Origin of the sequence: Levilactobacillus fujinensis (assembly GCF_003946335.1) — a bacterium.
In the GTDB taxonomy this organism is placed as follows: domain Bacteria; phylum Bacillota; class Bacilli; order Lactobacillales; family Lactobacillaceae; genus Levilactobacillus; species Levilactobacillus fujinensis.
The window spans coordinates 22,650-45,511 of the sequence record NZ_RHNX01000009.1; the positions used below are offsets into that span (position 1 = coordinate 22,650).

A 22,862-nucleotide genomic window follows, 5' to 3' on the forward strand; every position below is an offset into this window, starting at 1 on the left:
ATTGCTATGTCATTAACTGCAGGAATCGTTGGTCTGCCGAACGTCGGCAAGTCAACTCTATTTAACGCGATTACCAAGGCCGGTGCCGAAATGGCGAACTATCCCTTTGCCACGATCGACCCCAATGTCGGGATGGTTGAAGTCCCAGACAGTCGCCTAGACCGGATTCAAGCTTTGATTCCAGCCAAGAAGGTCGTCCCAACGACGTTTGAATTTACCGACATTGCCGGAATCGTTAAGGGTGCCAGCAAGGGTGAAGGTCTAGGAAACCAATTCCTGGAAAACATTCGCCAAGTCGACGCTATCGTCCACGTTGTGCGGGCGTTTGACGACGACAACATTACCCACGTTTCCGGTAAGATCGACCCTATCGACGACATCGAGACCATCAATTTGGAACTTGGCTTGTCCGACTTGGAAGCCGTTAACAAGCGTTTAGCTAAGGTTGAACGGGCTGCCAAGGGGAGCGATAAGGAAGCCAAAGCCGAATTGGCCGTCTTGGAAAAGATCAAGCCAGTACTTGAAAAGGGTGGCGCTGTCCGCGCAATCGACTTTGACGAAGACGAAGCCCCAATCGTGAAGGGCCTCTTCTTGCTGACATCCAAGCCAGTGCTTTACGTGGCTAACATTGCTGAAGACGACATGGCTGCCCCCGAAGATTCCAAGTACTTCGGTGTCATCAAGGACTACGCTGCTAAGGAAGGCGCCGAAGCCATTGCCGTGGCCGCCGAAGCCGAGGAAGAAATCGCGCAGTTGGATGACGACGAGAAGCAAGACTTCTTGGAAGCTGAAGGCGTTGAGGAACCCGGCTTGAACCGCCTAATTCGGGCCTCATATCATCTCTTAGGCCTGCAAACGTTCTTTACGGCTGGTGGTAAGGAAACCCGTGCATGGACGTTTAAGGCCGGCACAAAGGCCCCACAAGCGGCCGGAATTATTCATTCCGACTTCGAACGCGGTTTTATCCGCGCCGAAGTGATGGCCTTTGATGATTTAGACCAATACGAATCCGAAGCTGCCGTTAAGGAAGCTGGTAAGCTGCGGGTTGAAGGTAAAGATTACGTGATGGAAGACGGCGACATCGTCGAATTCCGCTTCAACGTTTAGAAGGGAAACAGATAATAAATGAGTGATAACAAAAAACAACCGCGTAACGCGGGCGTTCACCAAAAACGTAATGACGTTGCGGCGAACGAACGGGCGGTCTTCGACAACGTTGGGTTAACCAAGCGAAATGCCGATTACATGTTCCGTTTCAACCGGGCCTTAGACAAGACCAAGCTCTCACCAGAAAAGAAGGCAGAAGCCGTTCAAAAGATGGTCAACGAACTGGTCGATGGCCAAAAGAACGGGAAGACGGCGAAGAACCTTTACGGTGATATCGACAGTCAAATCAAGGTGGTCGTGGAAGGTCCACAACATCCTGATGCCGTTATTGGGGGACCGGATTACTGGCCAAACATGGTGTACAATGCCTTGACGTTCTTCATGATCTTCAACCTGATGTTTGGGCTGATGTATCTCTTCAGTCCGAAATTACTGCAGACTAGTAGCCCAGTTGGAATCACGGCCATCTTGATCAGTGCCTTGGTTGCCGGGTTCATTTTACCAATCATGCCACGGATGTTCGATCCAAAGATCAAACACAAGTACAACGGCTGGATTCGTGCGCTGTTCGTGCTATTAGGGTTCGTGGTCTGGATGTTGCTGTTCTACGCAGCCCAACTCCTGCCACCAATCATCAACCCAGTCATCGGTGCTTGGCCAAGTATCATCCTGGGGGCCTTATCCATTGCAGCCATGTTCTGGATGCGTCGCCGTTACCCAATTCGTGGGGGCTTCTTCGGTTAAATTTTTCATGGTCGTCTCTGCCAGCCGCCAACTTGGCTGGCTTGGTCCATATTTAATTTTGATGCAATGGCATCGTCTGGATTTTCCGTTTAGGGAGTCCTGGCGATGCTTTTTTTGACGGAAGTTAGTTGTAGCATGGTTTTAAAGCACAAAATGAGTGTTACAGCCTTACGTTGGAGCAGAAAGGTAAACGATATGGTAATCGTCTCATTAAAAGAAGTAGTGAATACAGCATGACCAGATGGCTTATTAAGGCATGGCTAGATACGTGAGCTTAATCATTGTCCAGCCACAACGTCTTGTCCAACAACCGTTCAGCCAATTAGGTGGTGAGTGGATTAGGCCGCCTAGTTTCAAGCTTCAAAGGGACTTTGGTTAGGTTAGGAACACAAGCTGAAATTTCATTGGCGGTTAAATTTGGGAACTCTATACATAAAATGAATAAGCACATTTTACCAGTAGACGATAATCCCTAGAGTTTGTTTGCTAGCTATCCGTTTATAAAAATTATTTATACAGCAGACTATATCCCAAATTTAACTTACTTATGAAAAGGGGTGTCTTGACCCGCATGAACCACGGTTCTATGATGCCAGCAAGTAGTCAAGTCCCTTAGTGATTTGACGAAAACTATCATGATCTGTGGGGAGGATTTTGTATGAAACGCGTTTTTGGGTATGTTTTAGGGTTAGTCGCGGCACTGTCAACGGCCGGTGTCATTGCGACTTCGGCAAACGCTGACGGCGGCAACGCCAACGCTTTGAGCGGTAGCGGCAGTGGGGCCGTTAGTGCGGTGGTCGACTCAACCAGTGGTTCTGGCGCGCCGGCCGACAGTAGTTCCGTGACCGGCGCTGAGAGCGGTGGCCGGACGGTTCCAACGACTGGGACAACGAGTGCGAGCAACTCTGTCGATTCCACGGCCAGTGATACGTCAGCCGATACGAATAGCGGTACCGGCACGACGACTGATAATAGTGGTGCCGTCATCGATGCAACGAACAGTAGCTCTGCTAGTTCGACCGCAACGTCAACGTCTGCTTCAACAACGCCGACTAACAAGCCAGCCAAGAAGCCAGTTAAGAAAACCTTAGCCGCTTCCAAGAAACTTCGCGGTCGCAAACACTACGCGCGGTACAGCCGCACCATCTTGTTCCAAAAGGGGCGTAAGGGCGCTAAGGTTACCTTATTGACCAAGAAGGGCAAAAAGGTGTTAACTTTCAAGATTAAGAAGACCGGTCGTTTCGAGATCAAATTAACCAAGAAGGAAGCCGACAAGCTGGCTGCTAAGAAGGCAACCTACTTCAAGTTTGCCGTAGCTGATAAGGGCTACAAGACTTACACGATTCGTTATACCATCTACAAGAAGTAGTCGTTACAGCCTCACGACCGCTACGAATTGAAGACGTTGAATCTGGGATGGATAGCACGTATTCAACCCGTAACAGCTGAACGTCAAGTTAATTCTTGAATTGACAAATGCCAAGCTTGACGTCCTATCAGTGAGTTGGAGACGGTTTGAACAGCCTGCTGGATGCGGACACTTTAGGGCCGTTTCTCAGTGTAAATTTTAGCGCCGACCGGTGATGAATTTTACAAAATAGTGACTGGAAAAGACGTGGCGGGGACCACGCCTTTTCTTATCCCCACAGATTGATTGTTTATGAAACAAATTAAGGAGGGGCACCTATGAGAGGATTGGGTCAAAAATTACGAAGCCGTGACGCCCAGCACCTCGCTTTGCTGGCCATCGTGGGCACGTTTATCATGTTGTTCTGTTCGTACACGTCGCCAGCCTTTTACGTGGACGATTCACCGGACAACAACGCGTTCTTTACGGTGGGCAAGGCGATGATGAACGGTATCGTGCCCTACAAGGCTATTTTTGAACAGAAGGGACCTTATGTATACTTTTTGCATGGCCTGGCATATCTGGTATCGTCGCGTAGTTTTATCCTAATTTTTGGCTACGAGGTGCTTACCCTGGTTGCTGCGATGTACCTGACATACCGGCTGGGAAAATTGTTGCGATTAGCGCCCCTGCCAGCATTATTGGTGGCGTTGTTATCGCCAATGTTGTTCCTATACCACCCGTACTATGATTATGGCGATACGGTCGAATTCTTCACGTTGCCATTCTTACTATCATTGATTTATTTACTGGTCCTATTGGATCGGCATAATTTTCACGCCAATCACTGGTGGTACTTTGCACAGGGTGCGTTGGTCGGCGTGGTCCTGCTGTCGAAATACACGTTGCTGGGCGCTTGGATCATGTTCTATCTCGCCATGGGCGTGTATTTTCTGGTGCACAAACGCTGGCGGGATCTGGGGAAATTGATTGGCTGGAGTGCCGCGGGGTTTGTGGTGACAACGGGGCCGTGGCTGGCGTACTTCTTGTTGACCAAGTCACTGGGCGCGTTCATTCGGGTCTACTTCCTGTTCAACACGCACGTCTACCTCACCTCGTCGGTCGCTTTCTTTGCCAACTTGATCCAGTCGACGTCGATTTTGGCGCAGTTTTACTTAAGCAACATCCTCTTTTTTCTGCTGGGTGTCTTGGGCACGTTGGCGATTTTGTTTCAACCAGCGGTCTTTCATCACCATTTCACGCGGGGACTCTACGTGGCGGTTGGCCTGGCGAGTGCGTTGCTGGCGCTGTACGGTTACCAGTTGGGGTCGATCTACCAGTATTATGAATTAATTTATTTTGCCTTCTTCGTGCTACCATTAGTCTACTTCGGCCAGGTATTTTTCAGGCAGGTTCCGTTGCCAAATGGGGACGAGCCGTTTGCTATCTTGGGGACGATCGCGCTGAGCTTGTTTTTGGTCCTGGGCGTCAACAACAATGTGACCAATTCACGGCTATTCCCGAATAATACGGCGATCACGGAAGAGGCGACCACTAAGCCACAGCAGCCCGCGCAGGTCGTTTTTGGTAAATTAATGCGGCAACGGACGCCGGCCGACCAAAAACTGACACTGCTAAATTACGGGTCGATCGACATGGGCTTCTACACCACGTCGGGTGCGGTCCCATCGACGTACTATTTTCAAAACTACAACATTTCCCAGTCGGCCGACCCACAGATATTACGTGACCAAACCAACGTTATTAAACGGCATCAGGTCGAATGGGTCGTTCTTAATACGCCCGCTGGCAAGTCGATCAAACAGTGGCAGGGCGGGAGTGGGCGCATTACCAGTGGTAACCTGAATCCAGGTACGGCTAAATTGGCGAAGACACTGGATCGTAACTATCGTGCTATTGCGTATCACACCCAGCTCTTCGAGGGCACCAACGTTACTTATTGGTTGTTCCAAAAGAAGGCGTAGGGCCGTCTCGGGCTGGTTGAAATATTATTCTGCATCACTGCGTCGGTCACATATGCCGTCCAGTGGGGTGCTGGTCGTGGCAGGCGACATCGCTGGTAGTCAGTGATATCCGCGTTTAGCGAGTTTAGCGGGGGCTCTCAGGACTGACGTGATGGGGAGCTTGCCCTTGATTTCAGTTCTAATGCGACACCGCAGCAGGAGACGCGTAACACCAACTATTTTCAATATACCGTTATAGTTTGATGAGAGCCCTTGACCAAAGTGGCCTAGACTGGTAAATTAAGAAACAATATCTCCCAGGATTCCTAGCCGAGCCTGAGACTGAAAAATAAGAGGAGCGATATCAACTATGTCTAATTGGGACACGAAGTTTGCTAAAGAAGGATTTACTTTTGATGATGTTTTGCTAATACCAGCCGAAAGCCACGTTTTGCCGAATGAAGTCGATCTGAGTACCCAATTAGCGCCAAATTTGAAGTTGAACGTTCCATTTTTAAGTGCTTCCATGGATACCGTTACGGAAACCAAGATGGCGACTGCCATGGCGCGTAACGGGGGCCTGGGGGTCATTCACAAGAACATGAGTGCCACGGACCAAGCACAAATGGTTGCTGCCGTGAAAGCCATCGAAAACGATGCCAGCCAGTACCCACACGCAGCCGTTGACGACACTAATCATTTATTAGTCGCCGCAGCCGTTGGGGTAACTTCTGACACGTTTGACCGGGCCAACGCCTTGCTTGCCGCCGGTGCCGACGCCATCATCATTGATACGGCGCACGGTCATTCAGCTGGTGTGTTGCGGAAGGTCGCACAAATTCGCAAGCAATTACCAGATGCCACGCTGATCGCTGGAAATGTTGCCACGGGTGAGGGCACACGGGCTCTATTTGAAGCCGGTGTTGACGTGGTTAAAGTGGGTATCGGCCCTGGTTCCATCTGTACGACACGGGTCGTTGCCGGTGTTGGGGTGCCACAACTGACCGCCATCTATGATTCGGCGAAGGTTGCGCGTGAGTTTGGCAAGCCCATCATTGCTGACGGTGGGATGAAATACTCCGGCGATATCGTCAAGGCGATTGCTGCCGGTGGGAACGCCGTCATGTTCGGCTCCATGTTCTCCGGGACCGACGAAGCCCCTGGCGATGTTATCGAAGAAAACGGGCAGAAATTCAAGACGTACCGCGGGATGGGGAGCTTAGCCGCCATGTCTCACGGATCAGCCGACCGCTACTTCCAAGGTGGCGTCAATGAAGCCGACAAGCTCGTGCCAGAAGGTATTGAAGCCCGCGTGGAATACAAGGGTAGCGTCAATGATATCATCTTCCAAATGGTCGGTGGCCTGCGTTCCGGGATGGGGTATACGGGAAGCGCAACGATTCAAAGCTTGATCGACAACGCCCAATTCGTCCGCATCTCCAACGCCGGATTGATTGAATCCCACCCACATGACGTCCAAATCACCAAAGCAGCACCTAACTACAAATAAATTAATCTTGGTCGACACGGAAGCTAATTCTGGGCCGGCTTTTTTTGAATGACGGTCTGAAGACTGAAAGTTCCCAAAAACCTGTTGTGACTGTTTTCGCAGCGATATTGAGACTGGAATTTGGCAACTTAGTGTAGGCATCGCCTTACCGGCCGACAGATATGGGCTGGATCGGTGCGAACACAACTTGAAGCCGCGAAAATACCGAATCGTCAAGTTTAGTTTTCTACTAAGCCAGTGGATCCAGAATTCCAGTCGTTACGTTTTAGCCTGTTTTCCCCGTTCGGTAAGGGGCTGGTAAACACAAGCTGACCCGTTAAGTCATCGTTAAACTTGAGGTTGGCTAGACGACGATAAATAGTGTAAGATTAAGGAATGGTAAAGTGCCTTACGCCCGACTAAAGGTTCGGGTTTTCCGGCCGCATCGCCAGGGTTATTTGTTAAAATGAACTTAAACCCACGGGGAAGACGGCCAGTGGAATTGCCTAACTGGCAAAGGAGATTAGCACAATATGAAAATTTTAGTTGTCGATGATGATAAAGAAATTGCGCAATTACTTGAAATCTACATTAAAAACGAAGGTTACGAACCCTTAACCGCCTACAACGGTAAGGAAGCACTGACCAAATTACACACGACGCCCGATATTGCCCTGATGATTTTGGACATTATGATGCCTGAGATGAGTGGCATCGAGGTTGTGAAGGAAGTACGGAAAGATTCCCAAATTCCAATTCTGATTCTGTCTGCGAAGACCGGCGATATGGATAAGATCCAGGGCCTGATTACCGGTGCCGATGATTATGTGACCAAGCCGTTTAACCCCTTAGAGGTCATGGCACGGGTCAAATCGTTGTTGCGGCGGAGTCAAGACCAAGTGACCGATGACAGTCCCGATATTCTGGACATTGGCACACTGACCATCAACAAGGATTCTCACGAGGTCAAGACAATTGCCGGTAAGACGATCTCATTGACGGCGCTTGAGTTCGGAATTCTTTACTTGTTGGCGAGTCACCCCAACCGGGTCTTTTCGGCCGACGAAATTTTCGAGCGCGTTTGGCGTCAGGAAAGTATTGTTTCCGCCAAAACTGTCATGGTTCACGTGAGCCATTTACGGGATAAAATTGAAGATGCCACGAACGGTGAAAAAGTCATTCAAACTGTTTGGGGTGTGGGGTACAAGATTGAGTCACACTAATCAATGTAACAAGTTAAAGTGTTGCTGGGGGGCCACAATATGAAGTTAACCACGCGTGAGAAGAGCGCGCTGTTCATGGAAGGCGTCGTGACCGTCATCCTATTGTTCATGTTAAATCTGGCCTTGCTGGTCCTGATCGTTCAGGCTATCGAGAGTAACCCCGGGCTACGTGACGGGATTTTCATTATCAAACGGTCCGTCGTCTTCGGTCCCAATCACTTTCAGCTATGGAGTTGGGAAAATCTCTTCATTGGGCTGATGGTCATCGGTGATGCGTTAGTCGTCTGGTGGCGGCTGATTCGGCGCTACCGGCAAATGCAGCTGCATCATATTATTGAAGAGCTGCACTACATTGCCAACGGCCACTTTGATCATCGAATTCCGTTTCGGGTCAGTGGCGACGTGCAACGCGTGGTCGATTCGGTCAACGCACTGGTTGATTCCGTCATTCATTCAATGGATGAGGAGCGGGCGATTGAGAAGTCCAAGGACGAACTGATCACCAATGTCAGTCATGATATCCGAACGCCACTGACGTCGATCATTGGTTATTTGGGATTGATTGAAGACCAGCAGTACCACTCAACGGACGACTTGCTGAAATACACCCATACAGCGTTTTTGAAGTCAAAACAGATGAAGTCGTTAGTTGATGATCTATTTGAATATACGAAGGTTCGGCAAACGGATACGCCATTGAGCCTGACTAATATTGATCTGGCAGCGATGCTGGAACAATTGGCGGCCAGTTTTGAACTGGAAGGCCAGAAGAAGGGCATGACGATTGGTGCAACCAGTACCCCCGAGACGTTGATGATGGAAGCTGATCCGGAGAAATTAGTCCGAGTCTTTAACAACTTAGTCTCTAACGCATTGAAATACGGGGATGGTGGCAAGCATATTAATTTAGTTGCCAAACAAGTCAGTGATGCCGAACTAGAGGTTCGCGTCACGAACGATGGCCCGAAGATTCCGAAAGAGTCGTTGTCAATGATCTTCGAGCGGTTCTACCGCGTCGAGGAGTCCCGTTCCAAGGAAACCGGCGGCACGGGACTGGGCCTGGCCATTGCGCAGAGTATTGTGGCGTTACACGGTGGCTACATTTACGTCGAGTCCGACGATGCATTGACCAGTTTCGTGATTCATTTACCAGTCAAACACGATGTGCCGTTACAAATTCCGCAACGATTGAAGGCACCGGGAAGTTTGGACTAAGCAATAGCGTATGTGTTGCCAACTCTAAACTGAGACTGAGCGGTTTTGGCGTGGCTTCAAAGTGGGCGAGCGGATCGTTTCTCAGTCCAATGTGTCTCCCAACAGTAGCCGGAATCCTTTGCGGCCGCGGTGCAGCAGGTTAACCCCAGTTTAATTTTGAAACAGGCACCGGTTCGCCGGTACTACATAAGATAGAGGAGTTTTCGAGAATGAAACGTTTAAAGCAAGTTGTGATGGGCCTAGTGACAGCGGTAACGTTGTTTGCAGGTGGTCTGAGTACGGCAGTGACGTCAACGATTACGGCGCACGCGGCCAGCACCAAGAGTACCAGTACCACAGTCAACCTGAAGGCCAAGGCAGGAATCGCCGTTGATTCCCAGACCGGTCAGATTCTGTACAGCAAGAACAGTGATCAGACGTTACCGGTCGCTTCCATGACGAAGTTGTTATCCATCTACATCGTGTTGGACGCGGTGCACAGCGGTAAGCTGAAATGGGACCAAAAGATTACGATTAGCAAGGATATTGCCAAAGTGGCAAAGAACACAAACCTGTCCAACGTTCCCTTGCGAGCGGGCCACAAGTACACAGTCAAGGCGCTATACCAAGCTTCCTTGATCTATTCGGCTAACGGGGCCGTTGAAGCCTTGGGAGTTGCAGTAGCGGGCACGCCGCACGCTTTTGTTAACATGATGAAGACACAGGCGAAGAAGCTCGGCATGACCGACGTTAAGATTTATAACGCTTGTGGGTTGACCAACAAACAGGTCGGTAATCTCGGTTACAGTAACGTTAAAGGTTCCGCTGAAAATGAATGGTCAGCGGCCGATCAAGCTAAGCTAGCCGTCGCACTGTTGAACAAGTACCCGGAAGTTTTACAGACCACGAAGATCACTAAGATGTGGTTTGAAAAGGGGACGCAGGACGCAACCAAGATGGACAACTGGAACTGGATGTTGAAGGGCTTAACGGCATCCTACTCAAAACTTCACGTTGACGGTTTGAAGACGGGAACGTCCGATGCTGCCGGGGCCAACTTTACCGGGACTGCCAACAACAATGGGAATCGTATCGTGACTGTGGTCTTGCATGCCGCGCACAAGTCAGAGACTGACGCTTCTCGTTTCCAACAGACGCAGAAGATGATGTCTTACGTCTACAATAACTTCAAGACGGTAACCTACAAGGCCGGCGACCAAGTTAAGGGCGCTAAGACCGTGAAGACCAATGACGCTAAAGAGAAGACGGCCAAGACGGTGTTGTCAGACAGTGTTAAATTGTGGATTCGTGACGACCAAGTCGCCAGCAATATTTCTGCAACGACCACGTTAAAGTCGAAATTGACGAAGAACAAGGCGTTGGAGGCACCAGTTGCTAAGAACACCGAGGTGGGGACGGCCAATATCTCGCTGAAGGGCGACCAATTAGGGTTCTTAGGCAATACTAAGACGACCAAGGTACCCGTTAAGGTCACCAAGGCCGTAGAAAAGGCCAATATCTTTGTGCGGATGTGGCGCGCAATCGTTTCGTTATTCTAAGTTGAATTTGTAAGTCGTTACCGATAAGGGTAGCGGCTTTTTTTCTGCACCCCAGTATAATGGTAGAAAGTGTTGCCCCAACTTGATTTTAATCAAAGCTAAGTACAGACCTCGCCGGTATGCTAGGACATATCATCGGAATATGAGTTGAACTTGATAGGCAATAAAAATTAAAAATAAATTTCAAAGTGGTCTAAATGCATGGGGGACAAGGCTGGTGACGCTTTCTAAAGATTGTCTATGGCCTGTTATTGTTTTGACAAGTCAAGTATTAATGTGCGAAGATACTTTTAATATTAGCCTAAGACATGCATTTTTAAGGATATTTTGAGGATAAAGGGAGTTGGCATTCGTGAACATGGTAAAAGGTGAATGGAACTACATTCGGCACAATCGGTTGATCTTGATCTCCGTATTGGCCATTATGTTTATTCCATTTCTCTACAGTATCTTCTTTCTGAAGTCAGTCTGGGATCCATATGGCGAGACTGGAAAGTTACCCGTTGCGGTGGTTAATCAGGATAAACCTGTGACCTACCAAGGGGAAAAGTTAAATGTTGGGGACCAGACCATCACCAATTTGAAGAAAAATAAGCAATTGGGATGGCGGTTCGTTTCTGCCAAAACGGCGGCGCAGGGATTAAAGGACCACAAGTATTACACGGTCATCACGATTCCTAAGAACTTCTCGGCCAACGCAGCAACGGCCTTGGACAAGCACCCAAAGAAAATGACCTTTACTTATAAAACCAACGCGTCTGCAAACTACATCGCGAAGGTGATGAGTGATGTTGGTTCGGACGAGCTGAACAGCGAAATTCGTGCGAAGGTGACGAAGGCTTACGCCCAAGCAACCTTTAAGCAGATCTACGCGGTCGGTAAAGGGATGAATAAGGCGGCCAAAGGATCGAGCCAGTTGAAAGACGGAACGGTCACGTTGACTGACGGTCTGAACACCTACACGACTGGGGTCAAGACGCTGAACAGTGGTCTGCAACAAATGAAGACCTCCGTGACGCCTTTAGCAACTGGTATTCAAAAGTTGTCGTCTGGTTCTAAGACGCTGCAGAGTGGGTTAAGCACCTACACGGCAGGGGTCGGTCAGTACGCAACTGGGGTTAATCAGTACACGTCTGGTGTCGGCCAATATACTGCCGGGGTTAACCAGTACACCAGTGGAACTGGCCAATATGTCAGTGGTGTCAACCAATTCACGAGTGGTGTTAGCCAGTTAAGTGCTGGCATGCCACAACTGACGGCTGGGACTAAGAAGCTCGCCAATGGTGCGAACACCCTGAACTCTGGTGTCTACAAGTACGTCGACGGGGTTTACACGCTGAATACTGGGGTTAAGCAATTAGGCAGTGGGGCAACTTCGCTGGCTAGTGGCGTTTCACAGTTGTACGACGGGAGTTCTTCATTGAATTCTGGGTTGTCGACTTTGAGTGGTAACTCGTCTGATTTAACAGCAGGTGCCAATACATTAGCCACGCAAGCACAGACTTTATCAGATGGTGTTAGCCAGTTAGGTGCAGCTGCTGATAAGATGATGAGTCAACTCCAAGGTGATGGTACTGCTACTAATCCTGGAGCAGCCGGACAATTGACTACTTTGACTAATGGATTGACTGAAATCAGTGATGGTGCCAAGACGGCTGCTACTTTGGCTGAACAAGCTAAGGCATTAGCAGCAAGTCAAACTAAGGCAGCCGCTGCAACGCCATCCCAGTCAAGTACAACAACGACCTCTGGAGCTAATAGTGACTCTGTCAACTCTGCACAAAATGCGGCGGCAGAAGCTTCAAGTACCGCTGCTGCTTTAAAGGCTGCGGCAGGTAAGGAAGATAATAGCTCAGAAGTCTCTGCTTTGGCGGATAAACTAGTTGGTGAAACGGCTACTGCTAAGAGTTCTGCAGATTCGATTTCAACTAAGAGTACCAGTACAACAACGGCATCGGCTCAAGCAGCTACGCCAACTTCTAAGGATGCACAGTTGATTGCTGTTACGGCAGGACTTGCTACGGCTACTGCCAAAGTGTCTGAAGGATTAACCCAGGTAATGAGTGAACTGGGCCAGGCCGATGTTTCAGGAACACTGCAACAATTATCAGCATTTGCTCAGGGTGTACAATCACTCAATTCCCAAGTCAACGGTGGCTCAACGACCTTAACGTCCGGTGTGAACACATTAGCTAACGGTGTTAAGGCGTACACATCCGGTGTCGACCAAGCCTTCGCCGGGTCAACGACCTTGAAGAATGGATTGAACACGCTGAATAGCCAAGTACCAACCTTAACTAATGGGGTTACGCAGATTCTGAACGGAACTGCCGAATTAGCTAAGAACGGGGCTGCTTTGAAGAGCGGTTCTAAGCAGGTTTCTAGTGGTGCAACGACGCTGAACAGTGGCTTACAAACGGCCGCTGCCGGTGTGAACAAGTTGAATGCCAATACGGGTAAGTTGAATGCTGCTGGCTCGAAGTTAACCTCTAGTTCGGGTCAACTTTCCGCTGCTGGTTCTAAGCTGAACGCCAACACACCAAAGCTGACTGCTGCCGGCAACAAGTTGACGAGCAACTCGAACAAGCTGAACCAAGGGGCAAGTCAATTGAGCTCTGGTTTGACCACGTTGAACGCTAGCGTACCAACCTTGACCAGTGGGGTTAACCAACTGGCTGACGGGTCCGCTAAGTTAAATGCCAACAGTGCCAAGCTGGTTAGTGGTGCGAACAAGCTTAAGGACGGGAGCGGTACTTTAGCGAAGTCCTTGAAGAGTGGTGCTGATGAGCTTGCAGCCCAACCACTGACAAATAAGACGGCCGACATGTTTGCTGCACCAACGAAACTGAAGCATGAAAACTACAGCTACGTGCCAAACTATGGTCACGCCTTAGCACCATACGTTCTGTCCGTTGCCCTCTACGTTGGGACTCTGGTCTTCAACTTTGCCTTCCCAATTCGGAAGGTCTCACGTGAAGACGGGACTGCTACGGGCTGGTTCCTCAGTAAAGTTTCTATTGGTGCCTTCGAAGCACTGGCAATGGGACTTGTCGAACCAGTACTCATGATGTTGGGTGGCTTGACGGTCGACAATCCAGGTCAAATGATTCTGGTTTCCGTGTTCTTCGCGGAGGCGTCGATGTTTATCGTCATGTTCCTGTCGATGCTGCTAGATAACCCTGGTCGTTTCATCGCTATGGTTCTCCTGATGCTCCAACTTGGTGGTTCCGGTGGGACCTTCCCAATGGAAGTCACGAACCACTTCTACAACGTGGTGCACCCATTCTTGCCAATGACTTACTCGATCCTCGGATTCCGTGAAGCCATTACGTCAGGGATGACGGGTGAAGTTGGTCAGGCCGTTTGGATGCTGACGCTGTTCACGATTCTGTCATTAGCGCTGTTATGGCCAACGATGGTTTGGTTGCAACGAAAGCACCTGATGGGCAAGTCGCAGTTGGACGACAACCAAAAGTTACAAGAGGTTGAAGACCCAACCGCACATAACCATTCATAAAATGAGTAATGAGGAGTCTGGATGAAAATCCGGGCTCTTTTTTTGCGACAAAATCACTAAATTGGACCGGAAGCGCTTGGCCTTTTTGCGTATAATGGGACTCAGTAGGAGAAAAGAGGAACTAGTATGCTGGCAACATTTCGTTTTGCAACCGCCACTGATCAAGCGAGTATCGTGGCCATCTATAATGAGGCCATTGCCACAAAAGGAAGCACTGCCGACCTGACGTCAGTGACAGTTAGTCAACGCCAACCTTGGTTCGCGGAGTTCTCCAATGACCACTTTCCGTTATGGGTGATTGAGAGCGCTGGTAACGTCGTTGGATTCATTGGCTTGGAACCTTATAGCAATCGTGCAGGGTACCGTTATACGGCCGAAATAGCCCTTTATTTGACCCATACCGCTCAGGGACAACATCTAGGTCGGCAAGCGGTGGCCTGGGCAGAAGATCAGGCGGCCAAGCTGGGAATTACGACAATAATTTCACGGATATTTGGTCATAATCAGGCAAGTCGCAGATTGTTTGAAAGGGCCGGGTACGCACACTGGGGCCACTTACCAGCAATCGCTGAGATGGCCGGCTTCTCGGCTGATTTAGAAGTTTACGGGAAGCATTTGTAGGCGGTATCGGTCTTATGAAAGCGGACTGAATTTTTTCACAAAGGGAGAAGCAAACCGGGTTAAATCCCGGATACAGCTTGATAAATATTAGACTTATTATATGAAAATGACTTGAAACATGTTAAAATATCATCGTGTGGTTTTATGGCTAATGGGTAAACCCGTTAACCTGATTCATATCTCAGAGTATTCGACGGAGGCAAACATTCTTGAATAAACGACGGCCAAACCCCAAGCAGGTTACGGATCCCAATGAACCCTTATGGCGGTCCACACTGCGGGTTGCCATGCCCCTTAACTTGAGTTATATCCCAATTGGGCTGGCTTGTGGGATTTTGCTACACGCGGCAGGATTTAATACCTTGCTGACTGGATTAGTGTCAATCATGGTCTTTTCAGGTGGGGCACAATTTTTAATTGCCACGATGTTGACCATTAATTCCCCATTACTTTCAATTGTTTTGATGCTGTTCTTCTTGGAGCTACGGTATGCTTTACTGAGTTCGAGTTTATCGCCTTACTTAAAGGGACAACCCAATCATTTTCTATTTATTTTTGCGGTGTCTTTAAACGATGAAAACTATGCGATTAACTACTTAAAATTCGCCACTGATAAAAAATGGACGGGTAAGGAAGCCTTGATGGTGGAACACTACTCCTTACTGTTCTGGGCTGTCAGTAACGTTGTCGGCAGCTTGATCGGCAGCACATTGAAGATTGACTTGGGAATTGTAAACTTTGCCCTGACGGCGCTCTTCTTGTACATGATCGTGATGCAGATCAAGAACCGGTTGACGGTTGTGATCTGCCTGATTTCTGGCGTGCTGGCAGCGGTATGTATGATGCTGACCAAGAGTACGTTGGGATTGGTCATTTCGACGATCATTGCTTCGCTGATTGGATTCTACTTAGAGACGACTTTGCGGAAGCATTTACCCGACAGTCATTGGCTGTGGAAACTACGGGGGCCGGGCGCAAAGAAGTCAGCGGTTGAAAATACGGACGAATAGGATACGGGAGACGCTATATGAGTGCAGTTAATACGTGGAACAGTACGCAACACTTTTGGTTGATCATTTTGGGCTTTTGCGTTGCCTTTGTGCCGCGCTTTCTACCCCTAATGTTATTCACCAAACGGGCAATTCCCGAATGGTTCAACGAATGGATGAAGTTTGTGCCGGTGTCGCTGTTTACGGCGCTGGTCGTTAAAGATGTCTTCATCGACAGTGCGAGCTATGCGCTGATTTTAAACCATTTTTCAGAAATGCTGGCGGCCGTCGTGGTGGTCATTATCGCCTACAGAACGCGATCAATGGCGCTTTCGGTGATTACCGGGTTGGTTGCGGTGTTCCTGTTATCGATGTTTATTGCGTGATTAAAATGAATAAATTTAGTAGAGTCGGGTTAGAGTAAATCTAGTCTGGCTCTTTTATATAAAGTACTGACCGATTTAGCTGCTGATGTGTGAGCGTTTTCTGCAGGTTTTCTGCAGATTTTGAAGTGATGATATATCCTAAAAGCTGTCATACCAGGGGTTAACGAGATATTTAATCTGCAGGTTTTCTGCAAGTTTTCTGCAGGTTAAAAAAATTTTTTTGGGGAAAATGATGAATTATCAACTAATGGCACAGATACAAGCTATGCCGGATTTAATGCGTGCTATTCTTAATGGCGATAAGCAAATTTAGTTTTGGCTTTAAGGACAGCGTTGCAATCTTTTTAATTGACCTATCCTATAAAAAAGCCTATGGTTGGCCGCAGAAAAGAGGTACCATGCATAATGGCAGAAACAATTTCGATTCGTTTAGATAAGGAAACAGAACGACGGTTAGAGAGCTATACGCGCCTGCACCGCATCAATGATGAGGATTACATTAAGCAGGTGGTTGCAGTTAGCCTGGAGAGCCGGCCAACTGAACGCGTGGCAAAACGGCCAATGACGAATCTGTCGTGGCGGGATACTTTGAAAGAATTGGACTTGGACTAAAGTAAAAAACTCTCTGTAGGTTCGATTGGGAATCTACGGAGAGCTTTTTGAATTTACAAGACCTGTAAATTTGTTTGCTACTAAAGCGGGTACTGGACCATGACGATGTTGGGTTTACCAGACCCCAACGGTTGCTGGGGACTTTACTAAGATTCGAGAAAAAAATAAAGGACGAATGGTGCCAAAGGAAGGCTAATGTTGTTATTCAGCCTATAATTCCCCGTAAAAAAGACACCAACCAACGGTGATCAATCCGTCAGTTGGTGTCTTTTCCGTCGCGCAATCCGCGGTCGCACGACTTCATTTGAATTAGTTAGTTACCTCGGCATGACTGTCCGTATACATATAGTCACGGGTCATTGGCAACATCCGGGCTGAAGGGCCCTTAGAAATCAAATACTGAATCACGTCAATATTACCAGATTTGAAGGACGCTGCGCAAGCTTGTAAATAAAGATCCCACATGCGAACGAACCGATCGTCGAACATCTTGGTCACTTCATCACGGTGTTCATTGAAATTCTTGTCCCAAATTTCAACGGTCTTTTGGTAGTGACGACGTAGTGGCTCCATGTCGTCGATCTGCAGACCACTTTCAATGATATGCGTGGTGTTTTCAATCAAGCCGGGAACGTAGCCACCGGGGAAGATCCACTTGTTGAGCCAGCCATTGTTGGCCCCACCCTGTTGACGAGTTATCCCATGAATTAGAGCGACCCCATCGTTCATCAGATACTTCTGAACGCACTCGAAGTATTGACCTAAGTTTTCTTGGCCAACGTGCTCGAACATCCCAACGGAAGTGATGTAATCCCACTGTTCGTTGCCCAGTTCACGGTAGTCTTCCAAACGAACTTCAGCGACATTTTCGAGGCCTTCGTCTTTGATCTTCTGGTTGACATAGTCATACTGTTCCTGACTTAACGTGATCCCTGTCACGTGCAAGTCGTATTCCTTAGCAGCCGTCAGCATCAACGTGCCCCAGCCACAGCCAATATCTAAGAGGGTCTTCCCAGGTTGGGGATCAAGCTTCTTAATGATATGGTGAACCTTATTCATTTGTGCCGTGTAGAGGTCATCTTCAGGCGTTTCAAAGTAGGCACAGGAATAAGTCATGGTGTCGTCTAACCACAGATTGTAGAAGTTATTCCCAATATCATAGTGGTTTTGTACGTCGGCCTTGCTTTCCTTTTCCGTGTGCTTTTGCTTGGGCAAAAAGTTGATAAACTTCTTATTATGGAAGAAACTGTCGGCATTTTCGTAAGCAGCCGTCAGCAGGTCCTCAATACTGCCATCGATTTCAATCTTGCCATCCATAATAGCTTCTCCCAGCGCGATAGACGCGTTGCGGGAGATTTCCTTGACCGGAATGGCCTCGTGAAAGGTGATGGTGATCTCAGGAGTGCCAGTCCCGTAAACATCGCTACTGCCGTCCCAGTAGTTAACGCGGACGGGGATGTTGAAGGTATGGCTTAGAAACGTTTTGTAAAATGTTTTTTCAAGCATGTCAGGAGTCCTTTCCGGTTTTCTTGTTAAATTTTGAACACAAAGAAAACGAATTATACTCAGCCATTATACGCCTCCTAGGAGGGATAGTGTAAGGAGACGTTTCAATGTAAGCGGTTAAACTTCCGCTTGACCGATTCCCTGTGGCTAAAATCGTCGATTCGGCGAGGAGGCATGGTATAATGTAGCTACAATTAACCAGTGGGGGTCTTTCACTTTGAAAAAATGGGTATGGGTCGTGGCAACAATCGTTGTGGCACTGCTGATTGGTGGTTACGCGTATTCAAATCATCACGCGACAACCAAAGAGTACCAAGCGGCAATGGCCAACGGGCGTACTGCCATTGAAAGTAAACATTACACACAAGCCGAAAGTTATTTCCAGAATGCATTGAAACGGCGATTAAATGATAAGACGGCGCAAAAATACTTAACGCAGACGCAACGCTACGTTTCCGGTGAAAATGCGCTGGATGCGCGGCACTTTGCGGTTGCCCAAAAGCACTATCAAACCGTCAAGGACACGGCTGGTGGGTCCAGCGTCTTAGTGACGCGGGCAACGAAGCAAGTCAAGAAGATCAAGTTGATTCGGGCCAACTACAAGCAGTTCAAGAAGATCCTGACCAAGGCGCAAGGGCAAAATAAGGCGTTGAACTACGGACAATCCAACACGACGCTGGACGAACTCTTTACGAACGCGAAGTTCCGTGAAGTCTACTACAAGGGGTTGTATGATCAAGCACTGCAATTACGGAAGGCTAACAATGCCGGACAATCCAGCTCGGTCACGGAAGCCAGCAGCAGTGATTCCTCGACGAGTAGCAGTAGTGATGACTCTAGTAGTAATAACGCAACGAGCGGTAGTTCGAGCGCCTCACTGACCTCTTCCGAACAGTCAGCGGCGAGTGCATACTCTGGTAGCAACGAATACACTGTGACGCAGAGCCAACAGGAATTGAACGGCAAGACGATCACGGCAGCACAGATCAACAATGCAAGAAAGACGATCAACGCAGCCGGTGGCCAAGCCGATGCCATGAGTGACCAAGACGTTCGGGTTGCCATTCAACAAGCGAACAAGAAGGACATGTCACTGACGAAGTACACGGCTCAGTATTTGAAGTAGGATAATTGAAAAGCAAGTTCACTGAGCAGGTGGGCTTGTTTTTTTAGATTGAAAGTTTTAAAGGGTTGGGAGTGGCTGACAATCGATTCTTGGGGTTGCGTTGCCAGAGCCTCGACGCCTTATTAGCTATGAAATCTGGAGAGTGGTGCAGGTAAAACGGTTCGTGACGGCTGCGTGATGTTCATAGCAGTCCTTACAGATAGATGGGAGAATTAGGACGTCCAATCGATATCAGCGGGAAAATAAGTAGCGCTGGAGGAGGGCGGCGGCTATGAAAATAGTGGGAGCTATCAACATGGATGGTTTAAAAGTGCGCGAGAAGCCGGACATTCTTGTCTCCCATAGCAAGTGTGATCCTTGGTAAAATAGTGCGAATCAGCTGGTATTAACCTAGAATTTTCCACAGCTTGTCTAAAAGATTATTGCCCACAACATAAATCACCCCTAAAAGTCCAGATAAAGTTGTAATTAGGAAGGCGAACTAACCATATTAAACGAAATGGTCACAAAATTTGACATGAAGGTAAAGTCAGCAAACAAATAGATTAATAATCTTAACAATAAAATTAATTGGTATGTGTATGATTTTGACGGGATAAAACCATTAATAGCAACGATTTCCCGAATATTTAGGCTAAAAACGACCATAAATTTCACGAGTCGTTATTTATCCCAAATTGGTAAGGGTGATTTACTATGTATGTAGAATCAGAAATTCTACAAGGGGGGTCAGGTAACGCAGCCTTCCCGATAGCGGGTGAGCACCAATCTTGGGGGATGGGGCGACCTAAAACTGATTTGATTCCCGAATCACCACGAAGCTGTTGGGGGCGTGGCGTTACCAAGAAAATTATGATTATCAACAAACACATTATGCGTACAACCAATGAGAAACAAGTTTTATAGCAGATTGTCAACGCCGGACCCATTTCGCGTAGTCAAATTTCGCGTAATCTGAGTTTGAACAAGGTGACGGTTTCTGATATTTATAGCCAGTTACTACATGAAGGGCTGATCCGTGAGGTTGGTCACGGTGTCAGCACCCGTAACGGCGGACGGAAACCAGTGATGGCATTGCTAAACGTGGGGTATGGCTATGTTATCAGCATCAATATTTTACGGTCACGATTTTCAGTCGTGACGAGTCGGTTGGATGGCCGGTCGGAAAATTATGAGAGTGTGTCGACCCGCGACGTAGATCTCGCGACGGTGCTCGACATGATTGATGAACGAATCGCGAATACTATGGCGGCCAGTGATTCACGGCTGCTAGGGATTGCCTTTGGACTAGACGGTGTTATTTATGAAAATCAGATTTTAGCCGCCTCATTGAAAGGGTTTAAGAACTTTGATCTCGCAAAGTACTTTAGCGACAAGTTCCAAGTGCCAGTTGTCTTGGAAAATTTAGCAAATGAATCCGCCATTTATGAACGGGACTTTGCCGGCGAAGGCGTGTATCGTAACCTCATTTCCGTAACGATTCGCGACCAAGTCTCAGCCGGGATCATTACGGAAGAACAGCTGTATCGTGGGCATAACGGTGAAGCAGGTAACATTGGAACCTGTCCAATGGCCGACCGTTACCGTGAGGAAAATGTAGAGACAGTCAACCATTATGTGGCTGAGGGAGCAGTGCTCCAGCGGATCATGGCCTATCAAAAGCTAGACCGCGTAGATGTGAACCGGATTCGCCGGGATTATTTAGGTCATCGACCAGAACTCCTGTCCATTTTAGATGAATTTACGTACTACTTAGCCAAGGTGCTGGGGAATCTTTCCAATACGTTTGCCCCAGACGCCATCGTGGTCAACGCGCCAATCTTGGAGCTGTTGCCAGAACTGATGGATAAGGTTCGCGACTACGTGAGCCAAATGGCTATCTTACGGAAAGCGCCGTTACTCTTAACGAAGAACTCGAAGGAAGCATCCTTAATGGGTGGGGCTTCGGCCATCATCCACAAGGCCCTGGGACTGGACGACTTACAGTTGACGTTCGGCAATCAGCGGTCGGCAGTTTTAGAGGGAGTCGAATCATAGTTAAACATGCGGAAGAACCTGGCGGTGGCTGGGTTCTTTTTTTCTATAAGCCCTGTTAGGACCGACCGTCTGATATGGCCGATAGCCGGAGTGCGGCTGTTCTCACTAATTTAGCCGTGACAATTTCTACTGTCGCAAGAGTAACGCAAACATTTTGGCTTTCAACCTTTAGCCTGGTTTAGATTTAACTGACCGATGAAAACACTAAGGAAAACGGACGGCATAGGGTATAATGAAGCTATTGCTGAGATAATTGGATGGGGGAGATTCACAAGTGAGTTTATGGCAACGCTTTGTTGAAAATGTTCAGCTCCGGCGCTTTACCGTGTTGGCGCTGATTATCTTCGTGTTGTGGCTGATTAGAGCCGAAATGAACATGATTCTGTTGACGTTTATTTTTACATTTTTAGTCCTACAATTGGTTAAGGGAATTCGAAAGTTTGTGAAGCTGCCACCTACACTTATCGTGGCGGTCACGTACATTCTGATTCTGGGCCTTCTCTATGGTGCGGTGACGACGTATTTACCACAGATTTTGAAGTCGTCGATTACCGGGATTGAAAGTTTATACAAGTTCTATCAGAATCCGGCGAATGATGGCAACGAGGTTATTAGTTACGTCACCAATTATATCAAGACATCAGATATTGTTAGTCAACTACAAAATGGGGCAAAATTGGTGCTGACCTACATTTCGACAATTGGGTCGTTTGGGGTCACACTCTTCATGTCGATGATCTTGAGTTTCTTTTTCACTATTGAAAGTAAGCAGATGGGTGAGTTCTCCAAACGGTTCCTGACCAGTACCTATGGCTGGTTCTTCTCCGACGTGAGCTTCTTTGCCACGAAATTTGTCAACACGTTCGGGGTTGTTCTGGAAGCGCAATTCTTCATTGCACTGTGCAACACGGTCATTACGACGATTGTGCTGGCAATTATGGGGATGCCGCAATTAGCAACGTTGGGCATCATGATTTTCGTGCTGAGCCTGATTCCAGTGGCCGGGGTCATCGTGTCGATCATCCCGTTAGCCATTTTGGGGTACTCGGTCGGCGGCCTGCGCTACGTTATTTATATTTTGATTATGATCGTGGTGGTCCATGCGTTGGAAGCCTACGTGTTGAATCCGAAATTTATGTCGAGCAGAACGGAATTGCCAATTTTCTATACGTTCGTCGTGTTGTTGGCGGGCGAACAATTATTTGGCGTCTGGGGCTTGATCGTCGGGGTCCCAATCTTCACGTTCTTCCTGGATATTCTGGGCGTTCGGCCGGTTCATGGCCTGCACCCAACGCCGCACGTGGATGTGCAGAAGTTGCGAGAATACCGCAAGAAACACGGTCAGGGCAACGAAAAAGATGAGTAGTAGATGTAGCGACCTAGCCAATGTGGTTAGGCCGCTTTTGCGGTTAAAATGGGAGTCTTCACAGAAGAAAACGG

General features: G+C 48.2%; 18 protein-coding genes. 17 read left to right on the top strand and 1 reads right to left on the bottom strand.

Annotated elements, in window-relative coordinates:
* Positions 1 to 6: 6 nt before the first annotated feature.
* The 13 genes from ychF (at position 7) to EKM89_RS05050 (ending at position 16,753) form a co-directional block, all read left to right on the top strand.
* Complete coding sequence (gene ychF, locus EKM89_RS04990) at positions 7 to 1,107, top strand: redox-regulated ATPase YchF (protein WP_125686273.1); 1,101 nt, start codon at positions 7 to 9, stop codon at positions 1,105 to 1,107.
* 18 nt (positions 1,108 to 1,125) lie between these two features.
* Entirely contained in the window at positions 1,126 to 1,851 is a 726-nt protein-coding gene (locus EKM89_RS04995; protein ID WP_125686275.1) for a DUF1129 domain-containing protein, read from the top strand.
* Positions 1,852 to 2,509: 658 nt separating this feature from the next.
* Positions 2,510 to 3,220: a hypothetical protein gene (locus EKM89_RS05000; RefSeq protein WP_125686277.1), complete on the top strand. Its 711-nt coding sequence runs from the start codon at positions 2,510 to 2,512 to the stop codon at positions 3,218 to 3,220.
* Between the two features lie 317 nt (positions 3,221 to 3,537).
* Entirely contained in the window at positions 3,538 to 5,184 is a 1,647-nt protein-coding gene (locus tag EKM89_RS05005; protein ID WP_125686279.1) for a teichoic acid glycosyl transferase, read from the top strand.
* Between the two features lie 349 nt (positions 5,185 to 5,533).
* A complete protein-coding gene (gene guaB / locus EKM89_RS05010; protein WP_125686282.1) occupies positions 5,534 to 6,673 on the top strand; it encodes an IMP dehydrogenase in 1,140 nt (379 codons plus the stop codon).
* Positions 6,674 to 7,185: 512 nt separating this feature from the next.
* Positions 7,186 to 7,875, top strand: coding sequence for a response regulator transcription factor (locus EKM89_RS05015; protein WP_048732979.1), 690 nt, complete (start codon positions 7,186 to 7,188; stop codon positions 7,873 to 7,875).
* 39 nt (positions 7,876 to 7,914) lie between these two features.
* A complete protein-coding gene (locus tag EKM89_RS05020) occupies positions 7,915 to 9,090 on the top strand; it encodes a sensor histidine kinase (RefSeq protein WP_125686284.1) in 1,176 nt (391 codons plus the stop codon).
* Between the two features lie 209 nt (positions 9,091 to 9,299).
* On the top strand, positions 9,300 to 10,628 hold the full coding sequence (locus EKM89_RS05025; protein WP_125686286.1) for a serine hydrolase: 1,329 nt from the start codon (positions 9,300 to 9,302) through the stop codon (positions 10,626 to 10,628).
* Between the two features lie 352 nt (positions 10,629 to 10,980).
* On the top strand, positions 10,981 to 14,145 hold the full coding sequence (locus tag EKM89_RS05030) for a YhgE/Pip domain-containing protein (protein ID WP_125686288.1): 3,165 nt from the start codon (positions 10,981 to 10,983) through the stop codon (positions 14,143 to 14,145).
* A gap of 126 nt (positions 14,146 to 14,271) precedes the next feature.
* Positions 14,272 to 14,766, top strand: coding sequence for a GNAT family N-acetyltransferase (locus tag EKM89_RS05035; protein ID WP_125686290.1), 495 nt, complete (start codon positions 14,272 to 14,274; stop codon positions 14,764 to 14,766).
* 209 nt (positions 14,767 to 14,975) lie between these two features.
* The gene (locus EKM89_RS05040) at positions 14,976 to 15,776 is read left to right on the top strand and encodes an AzlC family ABC transporter permease (protein WP_125686292.1); all 801 of its coding nucleotides are present in this window, start codon (positions 14,976 to 14,978) and stop codon (positions 15,774 to 15,776) included.
* Between the two features lie 17 nt (positions 15,777 to 15,793).
* A complete protein-coding gene (locus EKM89_RS05045; protein ID WP_125686294.1) occupies positions 15,794 to 16,141 on the top strand; it encodes an AzlD domain-containing protein in 348 nt (115 codons plus the stop codon).
* Between the two features lie 405 nt (positions 16,142 to 16,546).
* Positions 16,547 to 16,753: a hypothetical protein gene (locus EKM89_RS05050; protein ID WP_125686296.1), complete on the top strand. Its 207-nt coding sequence runs from the start codon at positions 16,547 to 16,549 to the stop codon at positions 16,751 to 16,753.
* 309 nt (positions 16,754 to 17,062) lie between these two features.
* Here the strand turns inward: EKM89_RS05050 and EKM89_RS05055 are convergent, their stop codons facing one another.
* Positions 17,063 to 18,259: an SAM-dependent methyltransferase gene (locus EKM89_RS05055; protein WP_125686299.1), complete on the bottom strand. Its 1,197-nt coding sequence runs from the start codon at positions 18,257 to 18,259 to the stop codon at positions 17,063 to 17,065.
* Positions 18,260 to 18,476: 217 nt separating this feature from the next.
* On the opposite strand from EKM89_RS05055, the gene EKM89_RS05060 reads away from it, so the two are divergent.
* The 4 genes from EKM89_RS05060 (at position 18,477) to EKM89_RS05070 (ending at position 22,788) form a co-directional block, all read left to right on the top strand.
* On the top strand, positions 18,477 to 19,385 hold the full coding sequence (locus EKM89_RS05060) for a hypothetical protein (RefSeq protein ID WP_125686301.1): 909 nt from the start codon (positions 18,477 to 18,479) through the stop codon (positions 19,383 to 19,385).
* A gap of 696 nt (positions 19,386 to 20,081) precedes the next feature.
* Entirely contained in the window at positions 20,082 to 20,291 is a 210-nt protein-coding gene (locus tag EKM89_RS14180; protein ID WP_225421816.1) for a hypothetical protein, read from the top strand.
* Between the two features lie 63 nt (positions 20,292 to 20,354).
* Positions 20,355 to 21,422: an ROK family protein gene (locus EKM89_RS05065; protein ID WP_225421817.1), complete on the top strand. Its 1,068-nt coding sequence runs from the start codon at positions 20,355 to 20,357 to the stop codon at positions 21,420 to 21,422.
* Positions 21,423 to 21,696: 274 nt separating this feature from the next.
* On the top strand, positions 21,697 to 22,788 hold the full coding sequence (locus tag EKM89_RS05070; protein ID WP_125686303.1) for an AI-2E family transporter: 1,092 nt from the start codon (positions 21,697 to 21,699) through the stop codon (positions 22,786 to 22,788).
* The last annotated feature ends 74 nt before the right edge of the window (positions 22,789 to 22,862 follow it).

Excerpts from the sequence above, each read along its gene's own strand:
- EKM89_RS05025 (WP_125686286.1), top strand. The coding sequence starts at position 9,300 with ATGAAACGTTTAAAGCAAGTTGTGATGGGCCTAGTGACAGCGGTAACG.
- EKM89_RS05000 (WP_125686277.1), top strand. The coding sequence starts at position 2,510 with ATGAAACGCGTTTTTGGGTATGTTTTAGGGTTAGTCGCGGCACTGTCA.
- EKM89_RS05035 (WP_125686290.1), top strand. The coding sequence starts at position 14,272 with ATGCTGGCAACATTTCGTTTTGCAACCGCCACTGATCAAGCGAGTATC.
- EKM89_RS05020 (WP_125686284.1), top strand. The coding sequence starts at position 7,915 with ATGAAGTTAACCACGCGTGAGAAGAGCGCGCTGTTCATGGAAGGCGTC.
- EKM89_RS05005 (WP_125686279.1), top strand. The coding sequence starts at position 3,538 with ATGAGAGGATTGGGTCAAAAATTACGAAGCCGTGACGCCCAGCACCTC.
- EKM89_RS05045 (WP_125686294.1), top strand. The coding sequence starts at position 15,794 with ATGAGTGCAGTTAATACGTGGAACAGTACGCAACACTTTTGGTTGATC.
- ychF (WP_125686273.1), top strand. The coding sequence starts at position 7 with ATGTCATTAACTGCAGGAATCGTTGGTCTGCCGAACGTCGGCAAGTCA.
- EKM89_RS05050 (WP_125686296.1), top strand. The coding sequence starts at position 16,547 with ATGGCAGAAACAATTTCGATTCGTTTAGATAAGGAAACAGAACGACGG.
- EKM89_RS14180 (WP_225421816.1), top strand. The coding sequence starts at position 20,082 with ATGTATGTAGAATCAGAAATTCTACAAGGGGGGTCAGGTAACGCAGCC.
- guaB (WP_125686282.1), top strand. The coding sequence starts at position 5,534 with ATGTCTAATTGGGACACGAAGTTTGCTAAAGAAGGATTTACTTTTGAT.
- EKM89_RS05015 (WP_048732979.1), top strand. The coding sequence starts at position 7,186 with ATGAAAATTTTAGTTGTCGATGATGATAAAGAAATTGCGCAATTACTT.
- EKM89_RS05055 (WP_125686299.1), bottom strand. The coding sequence starts at position 18,259 with ATGCTTGAAAAAACATTTTACAAAACGTTTCTAAGCCATACCTTCAAC.
- EKM89_RS04995 (WP_125686275.1), top strand. The coding sequence starts at position 1,126 with ATGAGTGATAACAAAAAACAACCGCGTAACGCGGGCGTTCACCAAAAA.